14 protein-coding genes and 1 pseudogene are annotated in these 14,047 nt (G+C 63.6%); 14 read left to right on the top strand and 1 reads right to left on the bottom strand.

What is annotated here, in order from left to right; all coding sequences use genetic code 11:
- Positions 1-156 precede the first annotated feature (156 nt).
- The 7 genes from X757_RS139695 to recO all read left to right on the top strand — a co-directional run bounded on the left by X757_RS139695 (position 157) and on the right by recO (position 5,468).
- The gene (locus X757_RS139695) at positions 157-741 is read left to right on the top strand and encodes a DUF2062 domain-containing protein (protein WP_023727565.1); all 585 of its coding nucleotides are present in this window, start codon (positions 157-159) and stop codon (positions 739-741) included.
- Positions 738-1,151, top strand: coding sequence for a holo-ACP synthase (gene acpS, locus X757_RS139690; protein WP_023670240.1), 414 nt, complete (start codon positions 738-740; stop codon positions 1,149-1,151). The genes X757_RS139695 and acpS overlap by 4 nt, the downstream gene beginning before the upstream one ends.
- 90 nt (positions 1,152-1,241) lie before the next feature.
- Complete coding sequence (gene lepB, locus X757_RS139685) at positions 1,242-1,991, top strand: signal peptidase I (RefSeq protein WP_023670241.1); 750 nt, start codon at positions 1,242-1,244, stop codon at positions 1,989-1,991.
- Positions 1,991-2,707: a ribonuclease III gene (rnc, locus tag X757_RS139680; RefSeq protein ID WP_023727566.1), complete on the top strand. Its 717-nt coding sequence runs from the start codon at positions 1,991-1,993 to the stop codon at positions 2,705-2,707. Before lepB ends, rnc begins: the two co-directional genes overlap by 1 nt.
- Entirely contained in the window at positions 2,704-3,636 is a 933-nt protein-coding gene (era, locus tag X757_RS139675; RefSeq protein ID WP_023727567.1) for a GTPase Era, read from the top strand. Before rnc ends, era begins: the two co-directional genes overlap by 4 nt.
- Positions 3,637-3,680: 44 nt before the next feature.
- Entirely contained in the window at positions 3,681-4,574 is an 894-nt protein-coding gene (locus X757_RS139670) for an aminoglycoside phosphotransferase family protein (RefSeq protein ID WP_023727568.1), read from the top strand.
- Positions 4,575-4,676: 102 nt separating this feature from the next.
- Positions 4,677-5,468 carry a DNA repair protein RecO gene (gene recO, locus X757_RS139665; RefSeq protein WP_023670245.1) on the top strand — a complete coding sequence of 264 codons (792 nt, stop codon included), beginning with the start codon at positions 4,677-4,679 and terminating at the stop codon, positions 5,466-5,468.
- Positions 5,469-5,569: 101 nt separating this feature from the next.
- On the opposite strand, the gene X757_RS139660 is transcribed toward recO, so the two are convergent.
- Positions 5,570-6,034: an NUDIX domain-containing protein gene (locus X757_RS139660; RefSeq protein ID WP_023670246.1), complete on the bottom strand. Its 465-nt coding sequence runs from the start codon at positions 6,032-6,034 to the stop codon at positions 5,570-5,572.
- 247 nt (positions 6,035-6,281) lie between these two features.
- Here X757_RS139660 and X757_RS139655 point away from each other — a divergent pair, with 247 nt between their 5' ends.
- From X757_RS139655 to X757_RS01000000165345, 7 genes and pseudogenes are all read left to right on the top strand, one after another.
- Positions 6,282-9,080 carry a DUF2339 domain-containing protein gene (locus X757_RS139655; protein ID WP_023727569.1) on the top strand — a complete coding sequence of 933 codons (2,799 nt, stop codon included), beginning with the start codon at positions 6,282-6,284 and terminating at the stop codon, positions 9,078-9,080.
- Between the two features lie 47 nt (positions 9,081-9,127).
- Positions 9,128-9,370 carry a type II toxin-antitoxin system VapB family antitoxin gene (locus tag X757_RS139650; RefSeq protein ID WP_023670248.1) on the top strand — a complete coding sequence of 81 codons (243 nt, stop codon included), beginning with the start codon at positions 9,128-9,130 and terminating at the stop codon, positions 9,368-9,370.
- The gene (locus X757_RS139645; RefSeq protein WP_023670249.1) at positions 9,370-9,786 is read left to right on the top strand and encodes a type II toxin-antitoxin system VapC family toxin; all 417 of its coding nucleotides are present in this window, start codon (positions 9,370-9,372) and stop codon (positions 9,784-9,786) included. Before X757_RS139650 ends, X757_RS139645 begins: the two co-directional genes overlap by 1 nt.
- Before the next feature lie 162 nt (positions 9,787-9,948).
- Complete coding sequence (locus X757_RS139640) at positions 9,949-10,467, top strand: RNA polymerase sigma factor (protein WP_023670250.1); 519 nt, start codon at positions 9,949-9,951, stop codon at positions 10,465-10,467.
- Positions 10,464-11,255, top strand: coding sequence for an anti-sigma factor (locus X757_RS139635; protein WP_023687291.1), 792 nt, complete (start codon positions 10,464-10,466; stop codon positions 11,253-11,255). The genes X757_RS139640 and X757_RS139635 overlap by 4 nt, the downstream gene beginning before the upstream one ends.
- A gap of 206 nt (positions 11,256-11,461) precedes the next feature.
- Positions 11,462-12,559, top strand: coding sequence for a peptidase C39 family protein (locus X757_RS139630; protein WP_023692865.1), 1,098 nt, complete (start codon positions 11,462-11,464; stop codon positions 12,557-12,559).
- A 5-nt stretch (positions 12,560-12,564) separates the two neighbouring features.
- Positions 12,565-14,023, top strand: a pseudogene (locus X757_RS01000000165345) (RimK family protein).
- Positions 14,024-14,047 lie beyond the last annotated feature (24 nt).

Genomic DNA, 14,047 nt, shown 5'->3' on the forward strand with positions numbered 1-14,047 from the left:
AGACCATCGCGGCGGCGTTTCATTGTTCCGCCGCAAGGCAGTCGCTATATCAAAGTCGTTGTTGCCTTTCTGCGCCCTCGAAGCGCAAGATGGAGCGACCGCGCCCGGCCAGGGATGGTTGCAATTTGGGCGTGACGAACCGGGAACTGGAACAGAGTGCTTTTTCGACGCCGAAAGCCTGATGGCATTCTGGAGCGGGTGCGTACCTATCTGTGGCCGCGCCGCTCGTTTTCGCGCTCGTTGCAATATTTCTCCAAGCGCATCCTGCGGCTGAAGGCGACACCGCATGCGGTCGCGGCCGGCGTCGCGGCCGGCGTTTTCGCCTCCTTCTTTCCGCTCGGCTTCCATTTCGCCGTCGCCGCCGTGCTCTGCTGGGTGGTCGCCGGCAATCTGGTGGCCGCCGCCCTCGGCGCGGTATTCTTCGGCAATCCGCTGACTTTCCCGCTGCTGTGGGGAGCGTCCTGGGAAGTCGGCAAGCTGATCCTGCATGAACGCCTGCCCAAGAACGGACCGCCTGCGCATCTTGGTGAGATGATGCACACGCTGTCGTTTACAAAACTGTGGCATCCGGTGCTCGAGCCGATGCTGATCGGCGCTGTGCCGCTCGGCCTGATCTTCGGGCTGATCTTCTACGGTATCACCCGCTGGGGGATGACAGCCTTTCGCGAGCAGCGCAGGAAGCGCATGGCAGAGCGGGCGCATAAGGCCGAGCACCGCGGACGGGAAGTTCCGGCGGAATGATCATCGGCATCGGCAGCGACCTGATCGACATCAGACGCATCGAAAAGTCGCTGGAACGGCATGGTCAGCGCTTCATCCAGCGCATCTACACCGAGGTCGAACAGGTCCGCTCGGAAGGCCGCAAGGGCCGCGCAGCCTCCTATGCCAAGCGCTTCGCCGCCAAGGAGGCCTGCGCCAAGGCGCTTGGCACCGGCCTGGCGCAGGGCGTGTTCTGGCGCGACATGGGGGTCGCCAACCTGCCCAGCGGCGCGCCGACCATGGCGCTGACCGGGGGAGCGGCGGCACGGCTGGCCAAAATCCTGCCACAGGGGCACAGAGCGGCGATCCACCTCACAATCACCGATGATTTCCCGCTTGCTCAAGCCTTTGTGATCATCGAGGCGTTGCCCGCCGAACAAGCGCCACATTGATTGCATCAGACGACCGCTATCTAACGCCGACTTGACGTTGCCCAGCGCGCGCCGAGACTCTATACCATCCAACGCACAATCGAGGACGACATGAGCGTGGCTGAAAAATCCGAGAAGAAATCCGGCGGGCTTGGCGAAATCGTCAGCGTCATCATCCAGGCTTTGCTGCTGGCCATGGTCATCCGCACGTTGCTGTTCCAGCCCTTCTCGATCCCGTCCGGCTCTATGCGGCCGACCTTGCTCGAAGGCGACTATCTGTTCGTCACCAAATGGTCCTACGGCTTCTCGCGTTATTCGCTGCCATTCGGCCCCGACATCTTTTCCGGCCGCATCTGGGGTTCCGATCCGAAGCGCGGCGACGTGGTGGTCTTCAAGTTCCCGCCGGATCCGTCGCTCGACTACATCAAGCGCGTCGTCGGCCTGCCGGGGGACAAGATCCAGATGAAGGACGGCCAATTGTTCATCAACGGCCAGGGCGTGCCTCGTGTGAAAACCGGCCAGATCCAAAATCCTGATATCACGGAAGTGCCTGAGCCGGTCGACGTCTATCGCGAGACCCTGCCCAACGGCGTCAGCTACGACACGCTCGACCTGACACCGAATTCGATCACCGACAACACCCGCGAGTTCGTCGTGCCCCCCGGCAACTATTTCATGATGGGCGACAACCGCGACAATTCCTCCGACAGCCGCCTCAGCGTCGGCTACGTGCCGGCGGAGAACCTTGTCGGCCGCGCTAACATCGTCTTCTTCTCGATCGCCGGGAAGGCGAGCCCGCTCGAGATCTGGAAATGGCCGTCGCTGGTGCGCCTGTCGCGCCTGTTCCATTTCGTGAATTGATGGCTTTGAAGCGCCCGACGGGTGAAACTCTGGCCGATTTGGTGACAGCCAAAACCGGCCATTCCTTCCGGGATGTCCGTTTGCTCGAGACCGCGCTGACCCATTCCAGTGCGGTCAAGGCAAGCAGCAACAACCAGCGCCTCGAATTCCTTGGCGACCGCGTGCTCGGCCTGATCGTTGCCGACCTGCTTTTCGAAAAGTTTCCTGAGGCGCCGGAAGGTGAAATCGCCCCGCGCTTCAATGCCCTGGTCGATGCGCGGACATGCTCCGAGATCGGCATTGAAATGCAGCTCGAAGATCTGGTTCGGGCCGACGCTGCCTTGAAGGCGCGCTCGCGCGGCTCGGGCGGAAATTATCTGGCGGATGCGGTCGAAGCGCTGATCGCGGCGGTCTATATCGATGGCGGCCTCGATGCGGCAAGGCAATTCGTCCTGCGCTACTGGGAGCCGCGCTCGCAAAAGGTGGTGGCCAAGCCGCCCAATCCGAAATCCGACCTGCAGGAATGGATCGCCAAGACCAGCGATATCAGGCCCGAATACGCGATCGAGAAACGCGAAGGACCTGAACATCAACCGGTTTTCACGGTGTCCGTGAAGGTCGGCGGTTTTGCGCCGGCAAGCGGCACGGGCGGCTCTCGTCGCGCAGCCGAAGAAGCGGCGGCATCGGCGTTTCTTATGCGCGAGGGCATCTGGGCCAACCACGGGAGTGCGGCATGACCGGCAGCGAAGATCTCCCTCCGGCAGCGGAGGCCACTGCCACACACTCCGGCTTCGTCGCCCTGATCGGGGCGCCCAATGCCGGCAAGTCGACGCTGGTCAACCAGCTGGTCGGCGCCAAGGTGTCGATCGTCACCCACAAGGTGCAGACCACCCGCGCCATCGTGCGCGGCATCGCCACGCATGACAACGCGCAGATCGTCTTTGTCGACACGCCCGGCATCTTCAAGCCGAAGCGCCGGCTCGACACCGCCATGGTGACCACCGCCTGGGGTGGCGCCAAGGACGCCGATATCGTGTTGCTGCTGATCGATGCCGAGCGCGGCATCAGGGGTGACGCCGACGCCATCCTCGAGCGGCTGAAGGACGTCCGCCAACCGATGGTGCTGATCCTCAACAAGGTCGATCGGGTCAAGCATGAGGCGCTGCTGGCCCTGGCCGCGGCAGCAAACGAAAAGGTGCCGTTCAAGCGCACCTTCATGGTCTCGGCGCTGACCGGCTCCGGCTGCAAGGATTTGCTCGACTATCTCGCGCAAGCGCTGCCGGTCGGCCCCTGGTACTATCCGGAAGACCAGATCTCGGACCTGCCGATGCGCCAGCTGGCCGCCGAGATCACCCGCGAGAAGCTGTATCTGCGGCTGCATCAGGAGTTGCCCTATTCCTCGCATATCGAGACCGAGAAATGGGAAGAGAAACCGGACGGCTCGGTGCGCATCGACCAGACCATCTATGTCGAGCGCGACAGCCAGAAGAAGATCGTGCTCGGCCACAAGGGCGAGACCATCCGCGCCATCGGCCAGTCGGCGCGCATGGAAATAGCCGGCATTCTCGAGCAGAAAGTGCACCTGTTCTTGTTCGTCAAAGTGCGTGAAAACTGGGGCGACGACCCCGAGCGCTACCGCGAGATGGGGCTTGAGTTTCCCCATTGAGCTTCATCGTCTAGAAATGCCGCCCGGCAGTTTGAGACGATGACATGCCTGATCCAAAACCGACCATCGATACCGATCTCGTGCGCCGGCTGGTCAACGCGCAGTTTCCGCAATGGCGGCATCTGCCGGTGAGGCCGGTGGCGTTTGGCGGCTGGGACAACCGAACCTTCCACCTCGGCAATGATATGACTGTGCGGCTGCCGAGTGCCGCACCATATGCCTTGCAGGTCGAAAAAGAGCACCGCTGGCTGCCCAGGCTGGCGCCGCTTCTGCCGCTGCCGATCCCGGTTCCACTGGCGATGGGCGAGCCTGGGGAGGACTACCCCTGGCAATGGTCCGTCTACCGCTGGATCGACGGCGAAACAGCCAAGACCGCCGAAATCGCCGATCGCCGACAGTTCGCGGTCGATCTGGCCAAGTTCCTCATTGCGCTCCGGCGGATCGATCCGGCGGGCGGGCCGCCCGCGGGCCAGCACAATTTCTTCCGCGGCGGATCGCTGAGCGTGTATGACAACCAGACAAGGGAAGCACTCCAGGCGCTGGAGGGGCAGATCGACACCCAGGCGGCCACCGCTGTCTGGGATGCGGCCCTTGCCGCCACCTGGCAAGGGTCGCCCGTCTGGTTTCACGGCGACGTCGCCTGGGGCAACCTTCTGGTCCAAAACGGCCGTTTGAGCGCCATCATCGACTTCGGCACCTCAGGCATCGGCGATCCCTCTTGCGACCTGGCGATCGCCTGGACATTCTTCCAGGGCGAGAGCCGGGAGGCATTCCGGGCTGCCATCGACGTCGATGAAGCGACCTGGGCGCGCGGCCGCGGCTGGACGCTGTGGAAAGCGCTGATCACCGTTGCCGGACACGACGCCAACCAGGCCGAGGCGGAACGATCGCGCCGCGTCATCGACGACGTCCTGGCCGATCACCGGGAATTCGCGTGATCAGAGCCTTTCGACGATGTGTGGGGATCCAATGTCAGCACAGATCGCACGCGGCGCGCCAAAACCTTGATTTAGCCACGCAACCGGTGACAAGCTCCTGCCATGGAATGGCGCGACGAGGGAATCATACTCGGCACCCGCAAGCATGGCGAAACCAGCGCCATTCTCGAGGTAATGACGCGTGCGCATGGCCGCCATCTCGGCCTGGTGCGCGGCGGGCGCTCGCGCAAGCAGCAGCCGGTGCTGCAGCCCGGCAACCGCGTCGACCTTTTGTGGCGGGCACGCCTCGACGAGCATCTCGGCACCTTCCAGGCCGAGGCGATCGAGATGAATGCCGCCAGGTTGATGGACAGCGCAGTCGCCGTCTACGGCCTGCAGACCATGGCCGCGCATCTCAGGCTCCTGCCGGAGCGCGACGCCCATGGCGGCCTGTATGAGACGCTTGCCGTGATGATCGCCCATCTGGACGATTCGGATGCCGCCGGCGAACTGGTGGCGCGCTTCGAACTGCTCATCCTCGACGAACTCGGCTTCGGCCTCGATCTCAGCCAGTGCGCGGCGACCGGCGCCAGGCAGGATCTGGCCTATGTCTCGCCGAAATCCGGCCGCGCGGTTTCGCGCCAGGCCGGCGCGCCATGGCGCGACAAGATGCTGGCGCTGCCGGCCTTCCTGCGGCGCGGCTCCGGCTTGCGGGCGGACCACGCGGCACTCGAGGACGCCTTCCATCTGACCGGTTTCTTTTTCACCCGCCATGTCTACGAGCCGCGCGGCATCGAACAGCCCGATGCCCGTGCCGGCTTCCTCGCCGCCTTGCGCAAGCATCATTCGGGCGGCAAGGCCGCCCTTACGGCAGACGCTGCGCCAGAAGGGGGAGGGAGACTCGGTGGGTGCTGACCTCCGCAAACCGTCCAGGTTCACACCAAAAGCTGCATGCGGGAGCATTCCCTCCCCCTTGTGGGGAGGGTTAGGGTGGGGGTACTCGTAGGGCAAGAGCCTCAGCCGGCTTTGCGATGCTCCATGAAATCATCGAGGATGGCGCGCTGACCGCCGAGGATCTTGAGGCTGGCCTCGGCGAAGGAAAACCAGCCGGCCCTGTCGATTTCGGGAAATTCCCTCGTCACGCCTGACCTGGGCGGCCATTCCATCGTGAACATGTTGCTTTTAACGGCATCGGGATCGAAATCGGCTTCGACACTCCAGGCGATGACGATCTTGCCGCCGGCTTGCCGATAGCTGCCGACAGGTTCGAAATCGCCATCGATGCTGACTCCGAGTTCTTCCCCAGCCTCGCGCCGGGCGGCGGCCAACTCATCTTCATTGTCCTCGACGAGGCCCTTGGGGATCGACCAAGCGCCTTCATCCTTCCTTGCCCAGAACGGGCCGCCGGGATGGACGAGCAGAAATTCGAGAATGCCGGCCCTTGTCCGGTGGATCAGCAGCCCTGCACTTCGTTTCGGCATTCGATTTCCTCGTAGTTCATCCGAGGATAGCATGGCTCCTGGGCAAGTGGCGGCGGCATGCCATTCCTGGCTATCTCAGATGATGGGTGAGGATAAAGACCGTAGGCCGCTGGAATTTGCCGACGAAACATGCTCGATAACTTCTTTTCGGCCACCATTGCGGTGGCGTGACTTGAATAGCCGTCTGGGGTGGCCGTGTGGCCGCCGCAATTGTCAGTGAAAACTGGCCTGGTTTGGGGGAACCGCCATGTTTGAAAGCCTGATTGGCGCCGTCGTCGTTATCGTGCTTTTTGTCCTCGTCTTGCGCCAGCAGGGCCGCGTCAGTCTGATCGAGCGCGAGCTCGGAGCGCTGCGCAGCCTGGTTCTGTCCGGAGTGCATGCGACACCGCCCGTTGCCAAACCGGCCGAGCAGGCTGCAAGCGCACCGGCGGATGCCGCTCACGCTAGCGCACCAGTTGCCGACATAGCTTCGCCAACAACAGCAGACGCGGCACATGCCCAGGCACCGGCCGCCGAAGCCGATGCGGCCACCAGCGAGGCCGTGCCAGAACTGTCGGCCGCGGCCAAGGCGGCATTCACCGGATCCGCGCCTGCCGCCACGTCGAAGGCAGCCCGCCAATCAGAGGTCGAAACGGCGCTCGGCACCCGTTGGGCGGTCTGGGTCGGCGGCGTCGCGCTGGCCCTGGGCGGCCTGTTCCTGATCCGCTACACCATCGAGGCCGGCATTTTCGGCCCTGAAGTGCGGCTGTCCCTGGCGGCGCTGCTCGGCCTGGTGCTGATCGGCGGCGGCGAGTTCATCCGCCGCACCGGCTTCAAGGTGCCGGTGCAAGGGGCTGCAGGCGCCTATATTCCGGCGATCCTGACGGCTGCCGGCGCCTTCATCCTGTTCGGTACGGTCTATGCCGCGCATGCCATTTACGGTTTCGTCGGGCCGGCCTTCGCCTTCACCGTGCTCGGCGCCATCGGCGTGGCGACCATTGTCGCCGCCCTCGTCCACGGCCAGGCCCTGGCCGGCATCGGCCTTGTCGGCTCGATGGCGACGCCGGCGCTTGTGTCCTCGCAGGCGCCCAACCCATGGGCGCTGTTCGTCTACCTGGCGATCGTGCTTGCCGCCACAGCCGTGATCGCCCGCATTCGCGACTGGAAATTCCTGATTGCGGCCGCCTTCTTCGGCACCGGCGCCTGGACCATCGCCTACATGATGAGTACGCTCGTCGCCGACCTTGCCGTCATCCGGTTCGCCGACCTTGCCGTCGTCCTGTTCATCGACGCGGTGACGCTGGCGGTGCTTGCCTTTGTTTGGCTGGGCAGTCGTGGCGGCGAAGCGGAACCTGCAAAGGCGGGCTTCGACTGGCCCTCGATCGTGCCTGGCGTTTTCGTTGCGTTTTCAGCGCTAGGCCTGTCCGTCGACACGACGCTGGTCGCCGCCGGTGGCGCCTTGCCGGGCGCCTTCGTCCTCGTCGCCCTTGTCGCCACCGCACTCTACCGGCCGCGCGCGCTGCCGCTGCTGCATGCCGCCGGCGTGGTGAGCGTGATGATCCATCTCGGCATCATTCCGCCCACCACCATCGGCTCCGACATAACCCAGGGGAATATCGGCTTTGACGGCATGCCGGTGGCGGCCGGAAATCCGTTGACGCTGCGCGTCGGCATTGGCCTCGGCCTGGTCTTCATCGGCGCCGGCTTCTGGGCCGCACGCCGCTTCGCCGCCTCAGCACGGGTCCGCGCGGCATGCTGGGCGGCATGGGGCGTCGCTGCGCCGCTGCTTATTCTGCTGACGCTGTGGCTTGCCTACGGCAATCTCGACCGCGACCTTGTCTACGCAGCGATAGCTGCCCTTCTGGTTGTTGTCTTCGCTGCCGGTGGCGAATGGATCGCGCGCGCCGAACAGCCGCCGCTCAAGGGCGACATCGCCGTCTCCTTCGCGCTTTGCGGCTCGGCTCTGGCCGGCCTGCTGATGCTGCACATGGCCTTCGGATCCGGCTGGACGACCATTCTTGCCGGCGTTGCCGCCATCGTGCCGGCGCTGGCGACGCGGTGGCGCAGCTATCCGGTGCTTGGCTGGATTTCGGTCGGCGCGGTCGTTGCCGTGCTGGGCCGCGTCGCCTTCGATCCGACCATCGTCGGCGCCGAGTTCCTGACGACGACGCGGGTGTTCAACTGGCTGCTGCCGGGATACGGCGTACCGGCGCTAGCCTTCGGCTTTGCCGCCTGGCAACTCGCGCGTACCACCCCCGCACTACCAACAGCTGGTAATGGCCGGCCGCGCCTAGCGATGGAGGCGGGTGCAGCCCTGTTTGCGCTGCTCACCGTCGCCATGCTGGTGCGCCACGCCATGCATGGCGGCGTCATCGACACCGGTCCGGTGACGCTCGCCGAACAGGCGATCTATACGCTGATCGCCATCGGCGCCGGCGCGATACTGGTGGCCATCGACATGCGCTCGCCAAGCTCTGTGCTGCGCTACGGCTCGATGGCTGCCGGCGTGCTCTCGGTCGCCTTCATCGTCCTCCAGCATTTCCTGGTGCTCAATCCGCTGTTCACCGACGAATCGACCGGCCAGATCCCGGTGTTCAACCTCTTGTTCCTGGCTTATCTCCTGCCGGCCATCGCTGTCGGCGGGCTGGCGCTCTATGCCAGGGACAAGCGGCCGCCATGGTATGCGCAGATGCTGGCGGTGGTGGCGGCATTGCTTGTCTTCGCCTACGCCACACTGTCGGTCAGGCGCGTGTTCAAGGGCGAGTTCATCGGCCTGTGGAGCGGCCTCGGCCAGCTCGAGACCTACACCTATTCGGCGCTCTGGCTGGTCATTGGCGTCGTGCTGCTCACCGCCGGCGTCTGGCTGAAGTCGCAGGTGCTGCGCATCGCCTCGGCGGCGCTGATCGCGATTGCCGTGGTAAAAGTCTTCCTGTTCGACATGTCGGAACTGGAAGGCGTGCTCAGGGCGCTGTCCTTCATCGGTCTTGGCGCCGTGCTGATCGGCATCGGCCTGTTCTACCAGCGGCTGCTGACGCGGGCGGCGAGGGAGGCCAACGCTGCAACTTGAAGTGATATACGAGATGGAATATATCAATATCCAACGGAGGATATTCGATGCCGCTCTATATCCGCGACGACGAAGTGGATGCGCTGGCCAGCAGATTGCAACGCGAGACGAACGCTCCGAGCAAAACGGAGGCGGTGCGGGTCGCGCTCGTGCACGAACTTGAGCGCAATCGGGCGAAGGTGCCGCTGCGCGATCGGATCGCCAGTCTTCAGGACAGGGCCAGGAAGCTTGGCCTGCCCAATCCCGATTTCGATATGAAGAAGTTCACCGACGAGATGTGGGAAGACTGATGTTTGTCGACGCGTCGGTGATCGTCGCCATTCTCAACCAGGAACCTGGGTGGGAGGAATTGCTGAAGCAGCTATCCGGTTTTTCCGGGCAGGTCTGGGTTTCTCCGTTGGTTCACTTCGAAGCAACACAGGCATTGGCAAGGGCCGGCGCCGGCCCGCGCAGACCCAGCGCTGAAGCCCTTCTCCATGCCCGCGATCTGATCGATGAGTTCATTGTGGAGATCATGGGAGAGAGTCTGGCCATTGACGACAACATCGGCTCTCGGGCCATTGACGCGAGTGCCCGTTACGGCAAAGCCGTTGGCCACAAGGCGGATCTGAATCTCGGGGACTGTTTTGCTTACGCCTGCGCGAAAAGCCGCGATCTTCCACTGCTATACAAAGGCCATGATTTTGCACAGACCGATTTAGGATAATTCGGCCCTTTTGTTGATTGCGGGGAATAATTTAGCCGATCAACTCGTTATCTCACTGCTTGGGTGACCGGGGCGGCAGACCGCTACGCGCTGGCCGCTTGCGCCGCGCCGGGAAGGCGCGTTCAATCGGGTTAAACAAGGGCGACCTCAGAACCAGCGGTCATGGACGAAAAGAAGGCAGCAATCCTTGGCGAAATACCGCGCCTGCGCCGCTACGCACGCTCGCTTCTGCGCGACCGCGAATCCGCTGACGATCTCGTCCAGGATTGCCTCGAACGAGCGCTCTTGCGGCTTGAAAGCTGGCAGACGGGAGAAAGCCCCCGGAGGTGGCTGTTTACGATCATGCATCATTTGTTCATCGATCAGATGCGCAAGGTGAACCGGCGCGGTGAGGCGGCGATCCTGCCGCTTGACGCAAACGAGGCGCAGGCAGTCCCCGCCGAGCAGGCCGAGAACGCCGCCTCGCGCGAGATCATCGACGCATTGCAGGCGATCAGCCCCGACCGCCGCGCCGCTCTAGTCATGGTCGCCATCGAAGGATTCTCCTATGCCGAAGCCGCCAACATTCTCGGCGTGCCCGCCGGCACGCTGATGTCGCGCATAGCGCGCGGACGCGAGGAGCTGCGCAGCCTGCTCGATGACACGGCGCGCCGCCGCTCGATAAGGATCGTCGAGAAATGACCCGCCGCGATTTTTCCGAACGCGATATCCACATGGCTCTCGACGGCGAGCTGCCGGGCGACGAGCGCGCCGCCTACGACGCCTGGATCGACGCCAATCCCGAAATGAAGGCGAAAAGCGCCCGCTACACCGCCGACCGCGCCGCGTTGCGCGCCGCCTTTGCCGGTGTGCTCGACGAGCCCGTGCCGGTGCTGTTCAAGCAGATCGTTAGCGGTGAAGGCGCGACCAAGGCGGCGGCGCGGCAGTCGCGCTGGTGGCTTGCGGCCGCGGCGGCCGCAGTGCTCGTCATCGGCGGTCTTGGCGGCTATTTTGCCGGCATCGACGGCATCGGCAGGGAAGATGGCGCCGATGACCAACTGGCCGAAGAGGCTATCGCCGCCCATGTCATCTATGCCGCCGAACAGCGCCATGCGGTGGAAGTGCCGGCAAGCGACAAGGATCACCTGCAGACCTGGCTGTCCAACCGCGTCGGCTTGAAACTGGTGGCGCCGGATCTGGTGGCGGAAGGCTTCCAGCTGGTTGGCGGCCGGCTGCTGCCCGCCGGCCAGGGCAAGGCAGCGATGCTGCTTTACGAGGACGCCAAGGGTCAGCGCATCTCCTTGTTCGTTACCGCTGATTCCTCAGCCAAGTCCAAGGGCACCTACATGGCCGACGCCGACGGTCCCGAGGCGGTCTACTGGCTGGACAAGGGCTATGCCTGCGCCGTCGTCGGCTCGCTGCCGCGAGAGCAGCTGGCTGCGGTCGCCAAGCGCGCCTACGGTCAGCTTCTGGCCGGTATCGCCAGTTGAGCACATTCGGTTTTGGCGTCATGCGCCGAGGCGGCGCCGCACCTGGCGGTGCCGCGGTCACCGCCCGCCACTCGCGGTGGAACTGTCACAATTCGGCCCTATTCAAGGTGCGATAGCGCTTGGCTGATATCGGCGTTTCGGCTGATGTTTGCGACGTTTTTGACCGCGGCCTTTTCCTCCACCCAATCGAGGTTTTCCAAACCCGCATGCCTGCCGAGATTCGCAAGGCCCGCGCGTCCGACGTCGATGACCTCGCCGCCATCGAGAAGGCGGTTTTTTCCAGTGACCGCATTTCCCGGCGCTCCTTCCGCCTGTTGATCGAACGCGAGACAGCCGAGATGCTGGTCGCCGAAAGCGATGGCCGTGTCGCCGGCTACGCCATCGTGCTGTTTCGCAAGGGCAGCGGCGTCGCCCGGCTCTATTCGCTTGCCACCAGCCCGTTTTTCAGCGGCCGCGGCATTGGCCGCATGCTGCTTGCAGCGGCCGAAGAAGCTGCCTTCGAGCACGACCGCATGATGTTGCGCCTCGAAGTGCGCGAGGACAATCTTCGCGCCATCGGCATCTATGAGCAGAGCGGCTACCGCAAGATCGGTCGCGAGCCCCACTATTACGAGGATGGCGCCACCGCGCTGCGCTACGAAAAGACCTTGCGCGGCGATATTCCGGTCGCCACCAAAGTCCCATTCTACCAGCAGACCTGCGAGTTCACCTGCGGTCCATGCTGCCTGATGATGGCGATGGCCAATTTCGATTCCGGCTTCGTGCCCGATCCGGTCATGGAAATCCGCCTATGGCGCGAGGCAACGACCGTGTTCATGATGTCCGGCCCGGGCGGCTGCGAGCCCTTCGGCCTTGCGGTTTCCGGCTACGAAAGCGGGCTTGCGGCGGAAATCTTCGTGTCCTTCTATGGCGCGCTGTTCTTGCAATCGGTGCGCAGCGACGACAAGCGCCGGGTGATGGAACTTGCCCAGGTGGACTTTCGCCGCCGCGCGGAACTTTACGGCATCCCGGTGAATTACCGTCCGTTCACCATCGATGATATCCGCGGCGCCCTGGCTCAGGGAAAACTGGTGCTGGTGCTGATCAGCGGCTTCCTGATGTTCGGCAAGAAGGTGCCGCATTGGGTGCTGGCTATCGGCGACGATGGCGACCACATCCTGATCCACGATCCCTGGGTCGAGGACGAAAGACAGGAGACCATCCTCGATGCCGCCAACATTCCCGTGCCGCACGGCATCTTCATGAACATGGCGCAATTCGGCCGCGACGGACTGCGTGCTGCCATCACTCTTGGGAAACGCTGATAACAATGACCTGGGTCATCCTCACCGGCCGTCAGAACGATCTCGACCCGGCGGCGACGCCGCACAAGATCATCACCAACCGTGACTATCTTGCGCATCCGGCGCTGTTTCGCGGCCAGCAGCCGAAGGTCATCAACCTGTCGAACAATTACGCCTACCAGAGCCGCGGCTATTATGCCTCTCTGCTCGCCGGTTCGCGCGGCCACAAGGTCATCCCGACGGTCGAGACGATGATCGACCTGTCCGAGCGCAAGCTCTACGAGCACGCGCTGCCGGAACTGGAGCTGGCGCTCAACAAATGTCGCAAGGATCTCGGTGGCGTATTCCCGCAAAAAATCTGCATCTTCTTCGGCATCGGACCGTCGAAGGTCTGGGACCGCTTCGCCAAGCTGTTGTTCGACTGGTTCCGCGCTCCGGCGCTTGAGGTTCACATCAAGGACAGCGCCGAATGGGCTTCGATCCGCAAGATCGGCTTCCTGCCGCTGGCCAGGATGGCCGAGGAGNGCCCTCTTCGTGCAGGCGCTCGAGACGTACACCAACCGCGAGTGGCGCGACACCAAGGGCCGCACGCCGGCACGCTACACCTTCGCCACGCTGGTCGATCCGCATGAGGAACTGCCGCCGTCGGAGATTTCCTCGCTGCGTTACTGGGCCAAGATCGCCGAAAAGATGGGCGTCGAAATCGAGCCGATCACCAGGAAGGACCTGGCCAAGCTCGCCAATTACGACGCGCTGTTCATCCGCGAGACCACCTCGATCTCAAACCACACCTACCGCTTCGCGCGCCGCGCCCAGCAGGAAGGCATGCCGGTGATCGACGACCCGCTGTCGATGATCCGCTGCACCAACAAGGTCTATCTCAACGAACTGATGGCCTACAACAAGGTGCCGGTGCCGCCGACGGTGATGATAGCCGGCACCTCGGACCTCGAACTGGCGGCGCAGACGCTGGGCTTTCCGCTGGTGCTGAAGATCCCGGATTCATCGTTCTCGCGCGGCGTCAAGAAATGCGGCAACTTCGAAGAACTGAAGACGCTCGCCACCGAGTGGCTGGAGGATTCCGATCTCCTGATCGCGCAGAAATTCATCCCGACCGAATATGACTGGCGCGTCGGCGTGCTCGGTGGGCAGCCGCTGTTTGCCGTGCATTATCTGATGGCGAAAAAACACTGGCAGATCGTCAACCACAAGGCCAGCGGCAAGCCCGACCAGGGCGGCATCAAGACCTTCACGCTGAAAGAGACGCCGCCGCATGTCGTCGACACCGCGGTGAAGGCGGCGCGCTGCATCGGCGACGGGCTTTACGGCGTCGATCTCAAGGAAACCAAGGATGGCGTCTTCGTCATCGAGGTCAACGACAACCCGAACCTCGACCATGGCTGGGAGGATTCCGGCGAAAAGGACGAAGTCTGGGTGCGGCTGACGCAATGGTTCCTGGAGCGGCTGGACCGTCCCGGGCGTTAGTTTGCCGTCCCGGGCGGTAATTCA

This window comes from Mesorhizobium sp. LSHC412B00, from assembly GCF_000503035.1.
In the GTDB taxonomy this organism is placed as follows: domain Bacteria; phylum Pseudomonadota; class Alphaproteobacteria; order Rhizobiales; family Rhizobiaceae; genus Mesorhizobium.